17 protein-coding genes and 1 riboswitch are annotated in these 16,471 nt (G+C 71.9%); of the genes, 4 read left to right on the top strand and 13 right to left on the bottom strand.

Annotated elements, in window-relative coordinates; genetic code table 11:
• Positions 1-63 precede the first annotated feature (63 nt).
• Positions 64-399 (top strand): hypothetical protein, encoded by a 336-nt coding sequence (locus ABD296_RS13210; RefSeq protein ID WP_344265702.1) that lies wholly within the window; start codon positions 64-66, stop codon positions 397-399.
• The gene (locus ABD296_RS13205) at positions 393-671 is read left to right on the top strand and encodes a hypothetical protein (RefSeq protein ID WP_344265700.1); all 279 of its coding nucleotides are present in this window, start codon (positions 393-395) and stop codon (positions 669-671) included. The genes ABD296_RS13210 and ABD296_RS13205 overlap by 7 nt, the downstream gene beginning before the upstream one ends.
• A gap of 63 nt (positions 672-734) precedes the next feature.
• Here the strand turns inward: ABD296_RS13205 and ABD296_RS13200 are convergent, their stop codons facing one another.
• Complete coding sequence (locus tag ABD296_RS13200) at positions 735-1,202, bottom strand: GNAT family N-acetyltransferase (RefSeq protein WP_344265697.1); 468 nt, start codon at positions 1,200-1,202, stop codon at positions 735-737.
• A gap of 140 nt (positions 1,203-1,342) precedes the next feature.
• Between ABD296_RS13200 and ABD296_RS13195 the strand changes: the two genes are divergently transcribed.
• Entirely contained in the window at positions 1,343-1,672 is a 330-nt protein-coding gene (locus tag ABD296_RS13195; protein WP_344265694.1) for a WhiB family transcriptional regulator, read from the top strand.
• Here ABD296_RS13195 and ABD296_RS13190 read toward each other — a convergent pair.
• Positions 1,669-2,595 (bottom strand): NADPH:quinone oxidoreductase family protein, encoded by a 927-nt coding sequence (locus ABD296_RS13190; RefSeq protein ID WP_344265691.1) that lies wholly within the window; start codon positions 2,593-2,595, stop codon positions 1,669-1,671. The genes ABD296_RS13195 and ABD296_RS13190 overlap by 4 nt on opposite strands.
• Positions 2,596-2,702: 107 nt before the next feature.
• Between ABD296_RS13190 and ABD296_RS13185 the strand changes: the two genes are divergently transcribed.
• On the top strand, positions 2,703-3,323 hold the full coding sequence (locus ABD296_RS13185) for a rhomboid family intramembrane serine protease (protein ID WP_344265688.1): 621 nt from the start codon (positions 2,703-2,705) through the stop codon (positions 3,321-3,323).
• Here ABD296_RS13185 and ABD296_RS13180 read toward each other — a convergent pair.
• From ABD296_RS13180 to ABD296_RS13130, 11 genes are all read right to left on the bottom strand, one after another.
• Positions 3,307-4,614 (bottom strand): hypothetical protein, encoded by a 1,308-nt coding sequence (locus tag ABD296_RS13180; protein ID WP_344265685.1) that lies wholly within the window; start codon positions 4,612-4,614, stop codon positions 3,307-3,309. The genes ABD296_RS13185 and ABD296_RS13180 overlap by 17 nt on opposite strands.
• 70 nt (positions 4,615-4,684) lie before the next feature.
• Positions 4,685-5,839, bottom strand: coding sequence for an FAD-dependent oxidoreductase (locus ABD296_RS13175; RefSeq protein WP_344265682.1), 1,155 nt, complete (start codon positions 5,837-5,839; stop codon positions 4,685-4,687).
• A gap of 4 nt (positions 5,840-5,843) precedes the next feature.
• Complete coding sequence (gene sigJ / locus ABD296_RS13170) at positions 5,844-6,782, bottom strand: RNA polymerase sigma factor SigJ (RefSeq protein ID WP_344265679.1); 939 nt, start codon at positions 6,780-6,782, stop codon at positions 5,844-5,846.
• Positions 6,783-6,792: 10 nt separating this feature from the next.
• Positions 6,793-7,548 (bottom strand): SDR family oxidoreductase, encoded by a 756-nt coding sequence (locus ABD296_RS13165; RefSeq protein ID WP_344265676.1) that lies wholly within the window; start codon positions 7,546-7,548, stop codon positions 6,793-6,795.
• Between the two features lie 53 nt (positions 7,549-7,601).
• Positions 7,602-9,077, bottom strand: a complete 1,476-nt coding sequence (locus tag ABD296_RS13160; RefSeq protein WP_344265673.1) for a hypothetical protein — start codon at positions 9,075-9,077, stop codon at positions 7,602-7,604.
• Between the two features lie 76 nt (positions 9,078-9,153).
• A complete protein-coding gene (locus tag ABD296_RS13155) occupies positions 9,154-9,939 on the bottom strand; it encodes a sporulation protein (protein ID WP_344265670.1) in 786 nt (261 codons plus the stop codon).
• Positions 9,940-10,041: 102 nt separating this feature from the next.
• The gene (locus ABD296_RS13150) at positions 10,042-10,365 is read right to left on the bottom strand and encodes a DMT family transporter (RefSeq protein ID WP_344265667.1); all 324 of its coding nucleotides are present in this window, start codon (positions 10,363-10,365) and stop codon (positions 10,042-10,044) included.
• Positions 10,366-10,396: 31 nt separating this feature from the next.
• Positions 10,397-10,463, bottom strand: a riboswitch (guanidine-III (ykkC-III) riboswitch).
• Between the two features lie 76 nt (positions 10,464-10,539).
• Positions 10,540-11,871, bottom strand: coding sequence for a UDP-glucose dehydrogenase family protein (locus tag ABD296_RS13145; RefSeq protein ID WP_344265664.1), 1,332 nt, complete (start codon positions 11,869-11,871; stop codon positions 10,540-10,542).
• A 49-nt stretch (positions 11,872-11,920) separates the two neighbouring features.
• Complete coding sequence (locus ABD296_RS13140) at positions 11,921-13,081, bottom strand: NosD domain-containing protein (protein ID WP_344265661.1); 1,161 nt, start codon at positions 13,079-13,081, stop codon at positions 11,921-11,923.
• A 37-nt stretch (positions 13,082-13,118) separates the two neighbouring features.
• Entirely contained in the window at positions 13,119-14,273 is a 1,155-nt protein-coding gene (locus tag ABD296_RS13135; protein ID WP_344265658.1) for a right-handed parallel beta-helix repeat-containing protein, read from the bottom strand.
• A gap of 57 nt (positions 14,274-14,330) precedes the next feature.
• Entirely contained in the window at positions 14,331-16,328 is a 1,998-nt protein-coding gene (locus ABD296_RS13130) for a right-handed parallel beta-helix repeat-containing protein (RefSeq protein WP_344265655.1), read from the bottom strand.
• Positions 16,329-16,471 lie beyond the last annotated feature (143 nt).

Genomic DNA, 16,471 nt, shown 5'->3' with positions numbered 1-16,471 from the left:
GTGCACCTCGTTCCGGATATCCGCGGAGATGGTCCGTGTCCACGCTCATCTCCGATTATCACGGTGACCTGCGCCACTCGCTATCGATTCACTGAGAGTGACCGATACGGCACCGAACGAGGAATGGCGGGCGATGAGATGACGGGCGCGAAAAGGGGTGGGCCGCCAGCGCTTTTTGCGTGGGACGTCGTCCTGTGCGACGGGGGCGCGAGCGGGGTCACGGACGACCAGGTCGTTGCGCTCCGGCACGTCCGGCGGGTTCTTCAGGAGGCGGACGCGGAGAGCCGGGGGAAGGTGCGGCGGGTCACGGTGGGGCTTTCGGGGCGTGTGGAGTATGTCGAGCTCGGCGTCGTCGCCGAGGCCTGGCGCGACGGCGCGGCGGTGGTGTGGGCGTGGTGACGGAGGTCGAGCACCTGGAGCGGCTGGCCGGCGCGCTGGACGCGGCGGGCTGGACGGTCGGTCGACGCTACGAAGGGGCGCCGTTGGTGCGGGTCTCTTCGCCGAAGGCGCCGCACATCGGGGACAGCATCCGAGTGAAGGACGGTGTGGGCGGGGTGCCGTGGTACGTGTCGTCGTGCGGTGACCCGATGGCGCCGTGTCACGACGTGCGGCGGGCGTGTGCGGAGGTCGGCGCGCTATTGGCGTTGTTCGCAGCGGTGCAGGGGGCTTAGCGCCCGCACAAGAACGGTCAGAGGGCGAGCCGTCAGGCGAGCCCTCTGGGCCGGGCTTGCAAATCACAGGTGGTATTTCATGCCCATGTGGGAGGGGCGGAAGCCGATCTTCTGGTAAAAGCGGATCGCGTCGGGGCGCTGGCGGTCGGTGGTGAGCTGGACGACGCGGCAGCCGCGGGCGCGGGCCTGGTCGATGGCCCAGTTGATCATGGTCTGGCCGAGGCCGCGGCCGCGCTCGTCGGCGGCGATGCGGACGCCCTCGATCTGGGCGCGCTCGCCGCCGGTGTAGGTGAGGCCGGGGATGTAGGTGAGCTGGAGCGTGCCGGCGACCGTTCCGGAGACGTCCGCCACGATGAGGAGGTTGTTGGGGTCCTTGTCGATGGCGGCGAAGGCGGTGACGTAGGCCTCGGGGATTTCCGCGGCGAGTGTTTCGCGGGTGGCGCCGAGGGGATCGTCGGCCAGTAGCCGGACGATCTCGGGCAGATCGTCCGCCGTCGCCTCGCGGAAGGTCACTTCTTGATCACGCTGCACGTCACCAGGTTATCCGGACGCTAAGTTGCAATGTTCACAACGACTTGTAGTACTACGTCTCGTAGTACTACGTTGGGTGGAGACCACCCCAGAGTGAACCGCCGGTGGCCTCCTCACCCATGCCCCGCAGGGAGAAAGCCATGCACAACGACGAGAACGAGGAACACTGGACCGACCACGCCATCTGCCGCGGCGCCGACCCCGACCTGTTCTTCCCGATCGGGTACTCCGCGGAGATGCTGCGGGTCCAGATGGACGAGGCGAAGGCCGTCTGCGCGAACTGCCCGGTGAAGGCGGAGTGCCTCGCCTGGGCGCTGCGGGTCGGTGAGCCGGACGGCATCTGGGGCGGGACGACCCCGGAGGAGCGGCGCTACCTGCGCCGGACGGCCGAGGCCCCCGCGCGGCGGCGGCTGCCGGTGATCGTGGTCCGCGGCGACGCGTCCGAGTCGGAGCACGCCTCCGCCGCCTAGGGCAGCAGGGCGACCTTGCCGACCACGCGCCGGTTGAGCAGGTCGTCCAGGACCCGGGGCGCGGACGCGAGGGGCTCCGTGCGCGGGGCCACCGGGTCGAGCCGGCCGTCGGCGACCATGGCGAGCAGCTCGTCGAGGAGGGCGCGCTGCTCGGCGGGGTGCGTCATGGACCAGGCTCCCCAGTCGACGCCCACGACGGTGCGGTTGCGCAGCAGGACCTGGTTGAGCGGGAGGGACGGGATGTCCCCGGACGCGAAGCCGATCACGGCGTAGCGGCCGCGCTCGCGCAGGGAGCGCAGCGCCGGGTCGGCGAGGGCGCCGCCGACCGGGTCGTACACCAGGTCGACGCCGCCGTCCGACCAGGCGCGGGCCGCGGACTTGACGTCGGTGGCGTCGACGGCGGATTCGGCGCCGGCGGCGAGGGCGGCGCGGCGCTTGTCCTCGGACGAGGCGACGGCCAGCACGCGTGCGCCGAGGGAGGTCGCCACCTGGACGGCCGCGAGGCCGACGCCGCCGCCGGCGCCGAGGACGAGGACCGTCTCGCCGGCGGCGAGGGCGGCGCGGTCGCGCAGCGCGAAGAGGGCGGTGCAGTAGCTCTGGGTGAAGGTCGCGGCCCGCGGGAAGTCCAGCTTGTCCGGGATCGGCACCACCGCGCCGGCGGGGACGGCCACCTGCGACGCGAAGCCGCCGAGGCCGCACATCGCCAGGACGCGCGTCCCGTCCGGGAGGGTGCCGGCGACCTCGCTGCCCGGGATGAACGGGAGCGGCGGCTTGATCTGGTACCGGCCCTGGACGAACAGGGCGTCCACGTAGTTGACGCCCGCCGCCTCGACGGTGAGCAGCACCTGGCCGGGGCCGGGTTCGGCGGGGGCGGTGTCCTGGACGGTGACGGAGCCGAGCTCCGCGCAGATCGCAGCGCGCATCCGTCCACTATGCCGGAAACCGAATCACGTTCACCATCGGGCACTCTGGCGGCGGTGCGCGCGTTGACCCCGGTGACGGCAGGATCGATCGGTCATACGGTGGCGACATGAGCTACATCCCCGACAGGCAACGCTCCGACGGGCTCGTCAAGGCCGGCACGCGCGCGCTGTCGGCGGCGGTCCTGGTCGGCTCGGTCACGGTCCTGATGTGGGTCCTGGAGGGCATCGACGTCCTCGACAACGGCGCGCTGGACCAGTTCGGCATCCAGCCGCACGACGTCAACGACCTTCCGGACATCTTCACCGCGCCGTTCATGCACGCCGGGTTCCCGCACCTGATGGCCAACACGATCCCGTTCGCGGTGCTGGGGTTCATCGCGGCGGCGCGGGGGATCGCGAAGTTCCTGGCGGCGAGCCTGATCATCATCGTGGTCGGCGGGCTCGGGGTGTGGTTCTTCAGCTCGGCGAACACGCTCGGGTCCAGCATCCTGATCTTCGGGTTCTTCGGGTACCTGCTCGGCCGCGGGATCTTCGAGCGGCGGGTGCTGGACATCGTCATCGCCGTGCTGGTCGTCGCCGTCTACGGGACGATGCTGGTCGGCGTGGTCCCGAACGACCCGACGATCTCCTGGCAGGGGCACCTGTTCGGGCTCATCGGCGGCCTGCTCGGCGCGTGGTTCCTGCGCCGCGGCCGGGTCGAGCCGTCCGGCGTCACCCGGGGGACATGAGGTCGACCGCGGACGGCGCCGCGTCGTCGCGCGGCGGCCTCGTCCGGACGCGTTCGCGCGGCGGTCCGGCGGGGCGGGGCGCGGTCAGCGCGGCCAGCCCGAAGGCGACGGGGATCCACGCCACCACCGACAGCCGGTCGAGTTCGTCGACGATCGGGTGCATCGAGGCCACCAGCGCCCCGGTCAGCCCGGCGAGGGCGAGCGGCCAGGCAGTGTCCCGGTGGAGGCGGGCGAACAGCCCGGCCGCCGCGAGCAGGAACGCCGCCGGGGCCAGCGGGTGGTCGAGCAGCCGCGGGCCTATGTCGCCCGTCCACAGGGTCTGCACGGCGTCGGCGAGGCGGTGCCAGGGATCGGCCACGTCGGGATGGCGGAAGTGCCAGGTGAAGGTGTCCTGGAGGGTCTCGCCGACGCCCGGCAGGCGAAGCGCGGAACTGATCCACAGGTTGCCCGCGACGACGGCCGCCGCGATGCCGGAGAGCGTGAGGAACGGCCGCCGCGACCGGACGAACGGCAGCAGCAGCACCGCCCCGGCGGCGAGCGCGGCGCCCAGCGCGACCCCGTTGGCCGGCTTGACGACGCACAGCAACGCGAGCGCGCCCGCCAGCAGCCCCGAACCCGCCGTCACGGCGCGCCCGCGCAGCAGCAGGACCGTCCCGATCAGCGCGGTCAGGACGCAGAGCATCATCGGCGCCTCGGCCAGCATCCTGCTGCCCCACAGACCCGTCGGCAGCAGGTAGAACAGGGTCTCCGCCAGCAGGGCCCGGACGGGGCCGAGCCCGACGACCAGCGCGAGCACGAGGACGGCGACGCCGCACGCGACGCCCAGCGCGGCCGTCGCGGCGGCGAATCCGGTCACGCCCATCACCCGGACGAACGGCGCCGCGAGCAGCGGGTAGCCCGGACGCGAGGTGAAGATCCGCTGGAAGCGGGCGGGCGCCTCGCGGGGCAGCCTCGTCCGGTAACTCAGGCACTCGGTGTAGGTCATCCGGGGGCGCGGACGTCCCCGCGCCATCGCGACGCAGGTGATCTTCGCCGCGGTGCGGTCGGCGTCCGCTTCCGAGCGGCCCGCGTACTGCAGGGCGTCGCGCGCGTACCAGAACGTGTCGGGGGTGGCGGTCGAGCTGCCGCCCGACCATCGCACCAGCCACAGCCCCGACCCGAGCAGCGCCGCGATCACCACGAGCGCCGCCGGCCGCGCCCAGGGCCGGTCGCGCAGGCGGTCGCGCAGACGGGGGCCCGGCGGCGCTCCCGGGTGATCGATGTCCTCGGCGTCCGAATACCTCTGCGTCACGGCGCTCGCCTGCCCGCCCCCGAGACAGGCAAGCCGGTCATGCGCATCGATAACGAACAATTAGGACGCGCTATAGGCGGGCGACGGCGAGCCGGGCGGCGCTCAAGGCGCTGTTGATGGAGATCTCGCCGCGCATCCCCGGAGCGGCGACCATGTCCCCGACGAGGTAGACGCCGTCGCCGCGGTCGATGGCCGGACGGTCCCGCCAGGTGCGGCCCGGCAGGTCGAGCGCGCCGGTGCGGCCCTTCGCGGTGGCCGTGCGCTGGAAGGTGGCGCGGTCCTGCCAGTCGGGCAGGAGCGAGTCCGCGAAGGAGCGGAGGCGCCGATGCGCCGCCTCGTGGGACTCGCCCTCCCGGACCGGCATCTGGAGCTGGTAGAGCGACTCGCCCGAGGGCGCGGTCGAGTCGTCCTGCATGCTGTAGCTCTCGTGGAAACCGCCTTCGTCGAGGTCGAAGACGAGGGTCCGGTCGCGGCGCCGGGACCGGACGGCGATGTCGAGCAGGACGCAGTGTCCGCTGGTCCACGACAGGCCGTCCTCGCCGAGCAGCCGGCCCGCCGACGCCAGGTCGGTGGCGACGATGACCGGGCCGCCGCCGTCCGGCAGGGCGTCGACGCGGGAGCCGGTCTCGATCTTGACGCCGAGGTCGGCGGCATGCGCGGCCATCCGGTCCAGGACCGTCTGCCAGCCGCCCCGGACCCAGCGCACCGCGGGCACGCGCGGGCCGAGCACCCGCTGGAACAGGTCCCAGACGAACGCGGCCGACAGGCGTCCGGTGTCGGCGTCGTAGGTGACCACGCTGATGGCGTTGGCCATATGCCGCGCGGTGGCGGCGCCCCAGCGGCGCGACGCCCAGGTGTGGAAGTCCTCGTCCACGGGCGGCTTGAGCCGGAAGCGGGCCTGAGCGCGCAGCATCGCCACCGGCGGCATCCGGCGCAGGCGCCCGCCGGCGCGGAACCCCGCACCGGCGAGAGCGGCGGGCGAGGGCCAGCCGAGGCCCTTGGCGAAGCCGCGCGAGGCCAGCCACCGGTAGTGCGGGCCGTCGGCGTAGAACACGTGCGCCCCGTCGTGGGCCACGTACGGCGGGGACGTGGCCCGCCCGCGCCCGCCGAGCGTGCGGTGCGCTTCGTACAGCTGGACGGGGGCGCCGGCTTCGGCGCAGGCGATGGCGGCGGTGAGCCCGGCGAGGCCGCCGCCGATGACGGTGATAGTCGAGGTGGTCGTCATGCCGTCAAGGACGCAGCACCTGACCGTCCCGTGACATGAAGCCCGCGAGCTTCTCCGGATTCACCACCAGATAGCAGGCGTTGACCAGCCCGTCGGCGGCCTGCACCTGGAAGTGGACGAACGGTCGGCCGTCGGCCGTGACCTGGAGGGCGGGCCCGCCGTTGGCCGTGACCATCCGGTAGTCGATGTGCGCGGTCGGTGCGACGCCGGCCGAGTCGGTGAACGACGCCCGCATCCGCATGATCGACAGCACGAACCGCGCCACCTGCTCCCGGCCGGTGACGACGCGGCGCGGCGCCACCGCGTTGCCGCCGCTGTCGGCGATCAGCCGGACGTCCGGGGCCAGCAGGGCCATCAGTCCCTCCAGGCCGCCGGTCAGGCAGGCGGCGAAGAACCGGTCGGTCACCTCCCGCCAGACGGCCGGGTCGACCTCGAAGCGCGGGCGGCGCTCGCGCACATGCCCGCGCGCCCGCGCCGCGAGCTGCCGCACGGCCGGCTCGCTCTTCTCCAGGGCCGCGCCGATCTCGGCGTAGGAGAACGCGAAGACGTCCCGCAGGACGAACACCGCCCGCTCCAGCGGCGACAGGCTCTCCATCACCACCAGCAGCGCCATCGACAGCGACTCCAGCCGGACGACCCGGTCGGCGGCGTCACCGGCTGTGTCACCGGCATGGTCGGCGGTCGGCGACGGCTCGGGCAGCCATTCGCCCACATAGGTCTCGCGCCGGGCCCGCAGCCGCCGCAGGCGGTCGAGGGCGAGCCGGGTCGTCACCGTCACGAGGAACGCCTCCGGATTGGCCACCTGACCGGCGTCGGCCTTCGACCAGCGCAGCCACGCCTCCTGCACGACGTCCTCGGCGTCGGCGACGGTGCCGAGCACCCGGTAGGCGACCCCCATCAGCAGGTCGCGGTGGGCCAGGAAGGCTTCCTCGTCGGCCGCCATCAGCGCGGGGCTAGTTCGGGCGGACGGTGACGTCCGAGACGACCGCGTCGCGCGGCGTCTCCAGGGCGGCGACCAGGACGCGGGCCACCGTGCCGGGCGCGGCGAAGTCGTCCTCGGCGTAGGGATGGCCCTCCTGGGCGCGCACCTTCCGCTGCATCTCCGTGGCCGTCCGCCCCGGGTAGACCGTCGTGACGCGCAGCGACGGCTCCTCCGCGCGCAACGAGTCGGCCAGCGCGCGCAGCCCGAACTTGCTCGCCGCGTACGCCGACCACTCCGGGTTCGCGCGCAGCCCGGCGGTCGAGTTCACGAACACGACGTGGCCTTCGGCTGCGCGCAGCGCGGGCAGCAGCAGCCGGGTCACCTCGGCGGCGGACACCAGGTTCACCGACAGGTGGTCCATCCACTCGTCCGCCTCCAGCCCGGCGACCGGCGACAGGTGGACGACCCCCGCCGCGTGGATCACGCCGTCCAGCCGGGCCGGCAGCTCCGCGCCCGCGAGCACCGCCTCGATCCGGCGCGGCTCGGTGAGGTCCAGCGGGACCGTGGTGACGGACGCGCCCGACGCGGCCACCGGCGGCGAGCCGGGCGCGATCGCGATGGACTGGGTGGCGGCGTGCGCGGGGCCGGTGCGCAGCCGGCCCGCCAGCGCGTCCAGCCGGTCGGCGGAGCGGCCGGTGAGGATCAGGTCGTGGCCGCGCTCGCGCAGCAGTTCCGCGACGGCGGTGCCGATGCCGCCGGTCGCCCCCGTGATCAGATACGTGCCCATGGGGCCCCATTCTCCTCGATCTCCCTACCCCGATGGACGTGCGGGGCGGCCGATCAGTTCGGCCGCAGGACGCGGGTGACGCCGGCGATGAGCGCGGTGGCGAGCACCCAGCCGGTCGCGATCAGCGCGTAGGCGACCCAGCGGGACCAGTTCTGCGGGTCGAACGCCTGCTGCTGCCCGAACGTGTCGATGGGGATCAGCAGGTCGAGGGCGTAGACGAGGGCGTGGAAGTGCGGCTGCTCGGCCGGCTGCTTGATTCCCTTCGGATGGTCGGCGGAGAACACCGCGGTGCCGAAGGCGAGCAGGACCGCGAACCACGCGAACGCCAGCCAGGGCCGGTAGCCGTAGCCGACCGTCCAGTCGAGGACGTGGTTCCACGCGCGGCTGACCGGGTTCACTTTGCGGCGGCGGGCGCGCAGCTTCGCGAGCTGCACCTTGCGGGCCAGGTCGTCGTGGCCGATGCCGTGATACCAGGCGGCGAGCTGCTCGTACGGCTGGAGATGGAACTCGGGGTCGCGGGACACCCAGCTCAGCCGGTCCTTGAACTCCCCGCCGCGCAGCGTCTGGTAGGTGGTGCCGTTGAGGTACAGCTCGTCCGGCCAGGCCGACGGATGGTCCATGATCAGGTCGATCTTCGAGTACGACAGCGACACCCGGCCCTTGATCTTCTCGGCGGGCCACAGCAGCAGCTCGTCGCAGACCATGTGGCTGGCGTGCAGCGCCATCCGCGCCGGGTCGCCGGAGTCGAGCAGCCCCTTGGAGAACGACAGGATGCCGTTGAACCGGGCGCTGCGCAGCCGGACCGTCCCGACCGCGCGGAAGCCCTGGCTGAACTCGCAGGTGTTCTCGACCACCATGTTCTGCCCGTCCAGCGCGATCCGCCCCGGATTGGACAGCACGGTGCCCTCCATGAACAGCCCGCCGTTCATCTTCGCGCCGACGAACCGGACCCCGCCGGTGATGTCCGCCTCCCGGATGAACGTCCCGACCTCGACGACGAGCCCGCCGCTGAACAGCGCCCACTTGTCCGGCGCGGACGCGGTGATCCGCGTCCCGTTCATCCGGAACCCGCCGAGCAGCTGCGCGCGCGGTAGCCGCACCTCGCCCTCGATCTCCGAGCCGGACAGGCTGAGGTAGCCGTCGGCCTGGAGCCCGCCGCCGTCGAAGCCCGGCATCCGGCAGTCGGCGAACCGCAGCTGCCGGGTGCGGGCGTTGGAGAAGCGCGGCTCCTCGACCAGCCGGCACCGCTCCAGCCGCAGCTCGTGCTCGACGGTGCCGCCCGACACGTCCAGCCGCCCGGTGACGTACGCGCCGCGCAGCCGGACGGCGGCAACGTGGCCGGTGCGGGTATCGGCCGCGCCCAGCAGCAGCAGGCTGATGATCTCGGCCCGGACGATCCGGTCGGGCAGCGGCCCGGCGGGACGGTCGTCGCCGAGGACGACGCGCGCCCCGGTCGGGAACGCGGCCCACAGCCGGCGCTCGGCCGCGCTGAGTCCGGGGGGTTCGCTGAGGCCGGGGGAAGGTGGCACGGGAACCCTTTCTACGGGGAGACCCCCTCCGCGATCAACACCGCGGAGGGGCCCGCGACGTTCCCCCAGGCCGGGGTTAGAAGAAGCCGCGGCGGCGGCCGGCCTCCTGGAGAAAGCCGTCGAGCTCGCGCTCCCAGTCGGTGTGGTCGACGGTCGCGTAGTCGACGGTGAACCGGCTGAACGCGTCGTGGCCCTCGGTGAAGACGCCGCCGCGCTTGTCCAGCTCCAGCACGACCTCCATCGACTGCGGGTACGACACGAACGTCACTTCGAGCTGTTTGATGCCGTGCCCGTACTGGTGCGGCGGGTGGAACTCGATCTCCTGGTAGAACGGCAGCTCCTGGTGGACGCCCCAGATGCGGCCCTTCTCGCAGTCGGCGTTGCGGAAGTGGAACCCGAGGTTGGAGAACGCAGCCAGCAGGCGCTCCTGCGCGGGCAGCGGGTGCACGGCGATCGGGTCGAGGTCGCCCGGGTCGAGCGCGCCCGCGACCTCCAGCTCGGTGGCGATGCCGACCGTGGTGCCGTGCAGCGGGTGCCCGTACATGTGGGTGAGCGGCGCCTCCCACGGGATCGGGAACTGGAACGGGACGCTGTGCCGCATCCCCTCCTCCAGCTTGAAGCCGCCCGCGACCGGCATCTTCGAGTACTCGATGTTCGAGGTGTACTCGCTGTCGCTCGTCTCGACCTCGACCCGGGTGCGCAGGGCCAGGTTCACCGACGTGATGTCGGAGTTGTACTGGCCGCCGATGATGACGACCTCCCCTGTGACGACGCCGCCCGGAGTGGTGTTCGGGTCGTGCAGGGTCGTCTCGATGGACGGGCCGCCGATGCCCATCGCCTGCCGCAGCTTCTTGAAGACCAAGGTGTCCGTCCTCCTGTGTTCCCGAGCACCCCCGGTGCTCCCGTCGTCCGATAGACGCAACTACGGGAGCCTACGTTCCATTAGGGCAGGTCGTCCGGTGAATCAGTGGCTCCCGCCGGCCAGGTTGAGGCCGATCACGCCGACGATGATGCAGGCGAGCGCGCCGATCTTCACGGCGGACACCTGGTCGCCCATCAGCACCATCCCGAGCGTCGCGGTGCCGACGGCGCCGATCCCGACCCAGACGGCGTACGCCGTGCCGACGTCCAGGGACCGGAGCGCGAAGCTGAGCAGGCCGAAACTGGTCACCGCGAACACGAGGAACCCGGCGGACGGCAGCCACTCGGAGAAGTTCTTGCTGGCCTTCAGGCACAGCGCCATCGCGACCTCGAACAGGCCCGCGAAGACGACGAGGATCCACGCCATGATGACTCCCGGATGCGTGAGACGGCACGGTCACGCGTCGTCTTCGCCTGCCGGGTACGGCGCACCTCGTCCGGGAGGGCCCGCATCGGGGCCCTCACCCGCGACAACGGCCCCGCTGCGCGGAATGTTCCCGCCGGTGGCCGAGCCCACCGGCGGGAACCGTTGCGGAAGGCCTCAGGAACGGCCCAGCGCGCGGTACTCCCAGCCCGCGGAGCGCCACTTCTCGGCGTCCAGCGCGTGCCGGCCGTCCACGATCCGCTTGTGCTTGACGACCTGCGCGAGCGCGTCCGGCTCGATCTCCTTGAAGACCGACCACTCGGTCAGCAGCACCACGACGTCGGCGTCCTGCGCCACGTCGAACGCGCTGTCGCCGTAGCGCAGCTCGGGGAAGGCGCGCCGCGCGTTGTCCAGCGCCGCCGGGTCGAACACGCGGACGCGGCCGCCGAGCCCGTGCATGGTGCGCGCCACGTCCAGCGCGGGCGCGTCGCGGATGTCGTCGGAGTTCGGTTTGAACGCCGCGCCCCACGCCGCGATCCGCTTGCCGGAGATGCCGCCGAGCATCTCCCGGACGAGGTCGACGGTGCGGGCCCGCCGCCGCCGGTTGATGTCGTCGACCTCGCGCAGGAACGACACCGCCTGCCCGACGCCGAGCTCCTCGGCGCGGTGCGCGAACGCCCGGATGTCCTTCGGCAGGCAGCCGCCGCCGAAGCCGAGTCCCGGCTTGAGGAACTTGCCGCCGATCCGGTCGTCCAGCGCGAGCGAGTCGGCGAGGTGCTTGATGTCGGCGCCGACCGCCTCGCAGACCTCCGCCATCGCGTTGATGTAGGAGATCTTGGTGGCGAGGAAGGAGTTCGCGGCGACCTTCACCAGCTCGGCGGTGGCGAGGTCGGTGCGCACCACCGGGGTGCCCTGGCCCTCCAGGATCGGCTTGAACGCCGCGCGCAGCCGCTCCTCCGCCCAGTCGGACTCGACGCCGAACACCAGCCGGTCCGGGCGCATCGTGTCGTCGACGGCGAACCCCTCGCGCAGGAACTCGGGGTTCCACGCCAGCTCGACCTCCTCGCCGGCGGGCGCGAGCTCGTGGATGAGGTCGGTCAGGTGCCGCGCGGTGCCGACCGGCACCGTCGACTTGCCGACGACCAGCGCGCGCCGGGTCAGCGTCGGCGCGAGCGCGCGTACCGCCGCGTCGACGTAGGTGAGGTCGGCGGCGTCCGAACCCGGCTGCTGCGGCGTTCCCACGCACAGGAAGTGCACGTCGCCGAACTCGCCGGCCTCCTCGAAGGAGGTGGTGAAGCGCAGCCGGCCGGACTCCAGCGCCTTGGACAGCAGCTCCGGCAGGCCCGGCTCGAAGAACGGCACCTCGCCGGACGCGAGCCTGTCGACCTTGCGCTGGTCGACGTCCACGCCGAGGACGTCGAAGCCCAGCACGGCCATGCAGATCGCGTGCGTGGCGCCGAGGTACCCGGTGCCGATGACGGTGAGCCGCGGGGACTCCGTCGGGTTCATTCCACTTCTCCTTCTTCACTGCTGACGGAAGAGACGACTCCCGATGGCTCTAGGAGCACTTGCCCTTGTTGATCAGTTCGCCGCCGGTGACCCTGTTGTCGCAGGCGACCGTGTTGCCGTCCGAGCCGAGGAAGATCCCGACGCCCTTGGCCCCGCCGAGGTCGATGACGTTGCGGCGGAAGACGTTGCCGGTTCCCCAGCCCTTGTACTCCTCGTGGGTCTGGAAACCGTCCTTGAGCGTCCGGGCCCCGCGGTTGCCCTCGATGACGTAGCCGTTGCCCTTGGCGTCGACCCACGAGTCGTTCACGCCGCCCCCGGAGAGCTGCGAGCCGTCGAAGACGTTCCCGACGAGCCGCCCGCCGGACGTGCCCTCCTTGATGTCCACCGCCTCGGCGGTGGCGGTGATCCGGTTCCCGGCGACGAGGTTGGCGTCGCTGGCGTCCGGCCTGCCCTGGGTGAGCTGTCCCCAGTTGTTGTGCGACGAGCCGAGGTACACGCCCTCGCCGAAGCGCGGGTTGCCGCGGCCCGTACGGCTGATGGTGTTGTACTGCACCGCGTTGCCGGTGCTGAACGAGCGCAGGTGGACGGCCTCGTCGCCCACGTCGTGGACGTTCAGCCCCTGCACGACCGTCCCGCTGGTGCCGTCCAGCATGACGCCCTTCTGGCTGCGCGTGACGCTGAAGCCGATCAGCCGCCAGTGGCTCGCGTTCTGCAGGTGGAAGCCGTAGCCCTTGGTCATGGCGCCGCCGTCCAGCACGGACTGCGGCGTCCCGCACACGAAGATCGGCTTGGCCTGGGTGCCGGACTTCTGGCTGGCGTACTGCCCGACGTACCTGCCCGGCGCGAGCCGGATGACGTCACCGGGCGCCGCCGTGTTCAGCCTCTTCTGCAGCTCGACGGCGCCGTGCACGGTCACCGTCGCCTTCGGGCACGCGACCCGCCGGTACGAGGACGGCAGCGGCATGGCCGGCGCCGGCTGCCCGACCCCCTGGCCCGTCCCGGACCCGGACCCGGCGCCCGCCCCGGCTCCCGTGCCCGCCCCGGCGCCGGTCCCCGCGCCGGCGGGCGCGGGCCGCCCGGTGCCGGGGAACGGGTCGTCGCCGGCGGTGTCCTTGGCCTTGCCGCCGCCCTGGGTGGCCAGCACGACCACCGCGCTCGTCGCGACGGCCCCCACGACGAGCACGCCCGCGAACTTCACATCGATCTTCACTGGTCACCCCCGGTCCCCGTTCACGCGCCCCCGCGCGTCAGGAGCACTTGCCCTTCGTGGTGAGCTGCCCGCCGTCCACCTTGTTGTTGCAGGCGATCGTGTTGCCGCCGACCGTGTCGTTGATCCCGACGCCCTTGCCGCCGTCGAGGTCGATCGTGTTGTTGCGGAAGGTGTTGCCGGTGCCCCAGCCCTTGATGATCTGGTGCACCTGGAAGCCGTCCAGCGGGGTCTTGGTGCCCTTGTTGCCCTCGATCAGGTAGCCGTTCCCCTTGACGTCCACCCACGAGTCGTTGTGCTTGTCGCCGCCGGTCTTCGACCCGTCGAACACGTTGTTGAGGATCTTGCCGCCCTTCGTGCCCTCCTTGATGTCGATCGCCTCGGCGGTCGCCCGGATCACGTTGCCGCGCACCACGTTGTTGTCGCTGTTGTCGACCTTGCCGTCGGAGACCGACTTGAAGTTGGACTGCGCGGTGCCGAGGTAGACGCCCTCGCCGAACTTCTCGCGCCGCAGCCCGGTGTTGAAGACCTTGTTGTACTGGATGGTGTTGCCGGTGGAGAAGTCCCGCACGTGGATGGCCTCGTCGCCGATGTCGTGCACGCTCAGGCCCTGGATGATCGACCCGTTGGTGGTGTCGCCGACGACGCCCTTCTGGCTGTTCTGGATCGTGAAGCCGACCAGCCGCCAGAAGTTCGCCTTGTCCAGGTGGAAGCCGTAGCCCTTCTTGATCCCGCCGCCGTCGATGACCGACCCCTGCTCGCCGCACAGGAAGATCGGCTGCTGCTGCGTGCCGGACGCCGTCGCGACGAACTTGCCGACGTACTTGCCGGGGTTCATCTTGATCACGTCGCCGGCCTTCGCGCCCTTCAGCGCCTGCTGGAGCGAGTTCGCGTCGCTGACGGTCTTGGTCGGGTTCGGGCAGTTCACCTTGCCGGCGCCGTTCGGGACGGGCAGCGTCAGCGGCGCGCCGGCCTGCGCGCCGCCGGACCCGCCGTCCCCGTCCCCGGAGTCGCCGCCCTGGTCCCCGCCCTGGTCGCCGCCGCCCTGCGGGACGGGGCTGATCTTGCCGTCGGCGGAGGTCTTCTTCGAGTCGTCGTCACCGCCGCCGGTGGTGAAGATCAGCACCAGCCCCGCCGCGACCAGCGCGCCGACCAGTAGGCCGATGATGAACTTGACATCGATCTTGATCGTCATTGCCGAACTACTCCTTGGATGACCGCTCTGGTGCGTCGTGCCGCCGTGGGCGCCGGGCTACCGCCCGCCGCGCGCACCGACCCGCTGACCGTCCTGGGAGGGGACGGTATCGGCGCGGCGCAGCAGCCGCACGGGCCGCTCCTCGAGCTTGTCCTGCGACGCGTACGGGTGGGAGCCGAGGCTGCCGATGCGCAGCCGCGTGCCACGGGACCGGAACATCGAGATGGCCACCAGCAGGAACACGCCGCCCCAGATGACGTTCAGCGGCTTGAAGATCCGCTTGAGCCAGGTCGTGAAGCCCGCGGTCTTGTGCCATCCCTTGATGTTGTTGTTCGCGTTCTGGTACTTGCCGGTGGCGCCGTCGAGTTCCATGACGCTCGTCCCGGCGCCGCTCAGCGTGTTGCCGGTGATCACGGAGCCGTTGACGTTGCCGCGCAGCGTGATGCCGTGCCGGTGCGCCGACTGCACCGTGTTGCCGTTGAAGGTGCCGTTGGCGTTCCGGATGTACAGCGCCGTCTTGCCGCCGCTGACGACGTTGCCGGACACCGTCGCGGCCGCCATGCCGTCCCGCACGACGATCCCCTGCCGGGCGAAGCCCTTGATCTGGTTCCCGGCGATCTGGATCCGGGTGCCCTTCTCGCGCGCCACGATCCCCATGTCGCCGCCGGTGATCTGGCTGTTCTGCACGGCGACGGCGGTGCCGCCGAGCAGCTCGACCCCGTACCGCTTGTTGTTCCTGGCGACGCTGCTGCTCACCAGGTTGTTGCCGAAGCTGGTGATCGCCTCGCCGGACGCCGACGGGCCCTCGGCGAGCGGCTCCCCGTTCAGCGTGAACCCGTTGCCGCCGTTGTCGTTGGACGTGCAGTTGGTGACGTGGACGCCCTCGGTCCCGCGCGACAGCACGAAGCCGTCCCCGCGGCTGGCGGTGACCGTGGTGTTCTCCAGCGTGGCGTTCTTGGCGAACCGGTGCAGCAGCACCCCGTTGACCAGGCTGTTCTTGATGGCGGTGTTGGTGATCTGCACCTGGTTCGACGCCGTCACGAACACCCCGTAGGCGTCGCCGTCGAAGCTGGAGTTGTCGATCGTCCCGCTGACCAGGCTCGCCGCCGGCACCTCGAACGTGCCGCCCTTGCCCGCCGCGCCCGCCGGGGTGACCTCGACCCGCTGGCGGTCGCCCTGGGTGGTCTCGTTCTGGCCGTCCGGCAGGGTCACCCGGTGCGCCGGGCCGGGGTCGGCCAGCTCGGCGGACGAGTCGGGGCGGTCCGAGCCGGTGAGCGCGACGCCGCCGGTGCGGCCGCTCCAGAAGCCGAGGTTCGACACCTGCGTGTACTTCATGTCGAAGCTGCCGCCGATGGCGCGGATGTAGGAGCGGCCGTCGGCGACCTGGGTGTCGGGCTTGTTGGTGTCGTCGTTCCAGCTGGTGATCCGGACGGGGTTCTGCGCCGACCCGTTGATCTTGACGGTGCCGCCCGCGCTGACGATCGAGGTGAACGCGCCGGGCACGCTGCGCATCCGGATCGTCAGCGGGCCGGTCGAGCTCTGCAGGATCAGCTTGCCGCCCGCCGCGACCATGATGTTGACGCTGAGCAGGTACGACCCGTCGCTCTGCTTCTGGAAGTCCTGGCCCGCGATCTTGGCCAGTTCCGAGACGTAGTAGGGCTGGCTGCGCTGCGGCAGCATCAGCGTGCGGCCGTTCGCGGAGGCCAGCACCTGCGGGTTGCGGGCCTGCTGCGCCGCCGCGCCGCCGCCCGCGAGGTCGGACTCCTGCTTGGCGCGGATCTGCATGACCCGCAGGTCCTCCTGGTCGACCAGCGTCGACTGCTGCCGCGCCGCGTTCGGGGACACGTCGTCGACGGCGGGCAGCCCTCCGTCCTGCTGGGAGTAGACCCGGTAGGCGTACGTCCCGCCGCCCGCGAGACCGAGCACCACCAGCGTCGTGACGAGCTTGCCGGCGCCGCCCTTCTTCTTAGGCGGCGCGGCGCCGTGCCGCGGCCCGGACGCCGGATTGGGCCCGGAGGACGGAGTCGGCCCGGAGACCGGAGTCGGCCCGCTCATGTCAGACCCCCCTTCGTTGCGGCTGCGGGACGCCGCCGCGCGGCGTCGGGTGCGGCGGCGTCGCCGGCGGCGGCACCGGGCGCGGACCGGTCGTCTGCGAGGAGTGCGGCGCAGCCGGCGGCGCCGCAGCGCGGCGGGCAGCC

This window comes from Actinomadura napierensis (assembly GCF_039529375.1).
GTDB lineage: Bacteria > Actinomycetota > Actinomycetes > Streptosporangiales > Streptosporangiaceae > Spirillospora > Spirillospora napierensis.
Note: the sequence above shows the minus strand (reverse complement) of the source record. Positions and strands in the feature narration are given on the sequence as shown.

Coding starts and splice junctions, on each gene's coding strand:
- ABD296_RS13175 (WP_344265682.1), bottom strand. CDS start 5,839: ATGACGACCACCTCGACTATCACCGTCATCGGCGGCGGCCTCGCCGGG.
- sigJ (WP_344265679.1), bottom strand. CDS start 6,782: ATGGCGGCCGACGAGGAAGCCTTCCTGGCCCACCGCGACCTGCTGATG.
- ABD296_RS13165 (WP_344265676.1), bottom strand. CDS start 7,548: ATGGGCACGTATCTGATCACGGGGGCGACCGGCGGCATCGGCACCGCC.
- ABD296_RS13185 (WP_344265688.1), top strand. CDS start 2,703: ATGAGCTACATCCCCGACAGGCAACGCTCCGACGGGCTCGTCAAGGCC.
- ABD296_RS13145 (WP_344265664.1), bottom strand. CDS start 11,871: ATGAACCCGACGGAGTCCCCGCGGCTCACCGTCATCGGCACCGGGTAC.
- ABD296_RS13195 (WP_344265694.1), top strand. CDS start 1,343: ATGCACAACGACGAGAACGAGGAACACTGGACCGACCACGCCATCTGC.
- ABD296_RS13150 (WP_344265667.1), bottom strand. CDS start 10,365: ATGGCGTGGATCCTCGTCGTCTTCGCGGGCCTGTTCGAGGTCGCGATG.
- ABD296_RS13190 (WP_344265691.1), bottom strand. CDS start 2,595: ATGCGCGCTGCGATCTGCGCGGAGCTCGGCTCCGTCACCGTCCAGGAC.
- ABD296_RS13135 (WP_344265658.1), bottom strand. CDS start 14,273: ATGACGATCAAGATCGATGTCAAGTTCATCATCGGCCTACTGGTCGGC.
- ABD296_RS13130 (WP_344265655.1), bottom strand. CDS start 16,328: ATGAGCGGGCCGACTCCGGTCTCCGGGCCGACTCCGTCCTCCGGGCCC.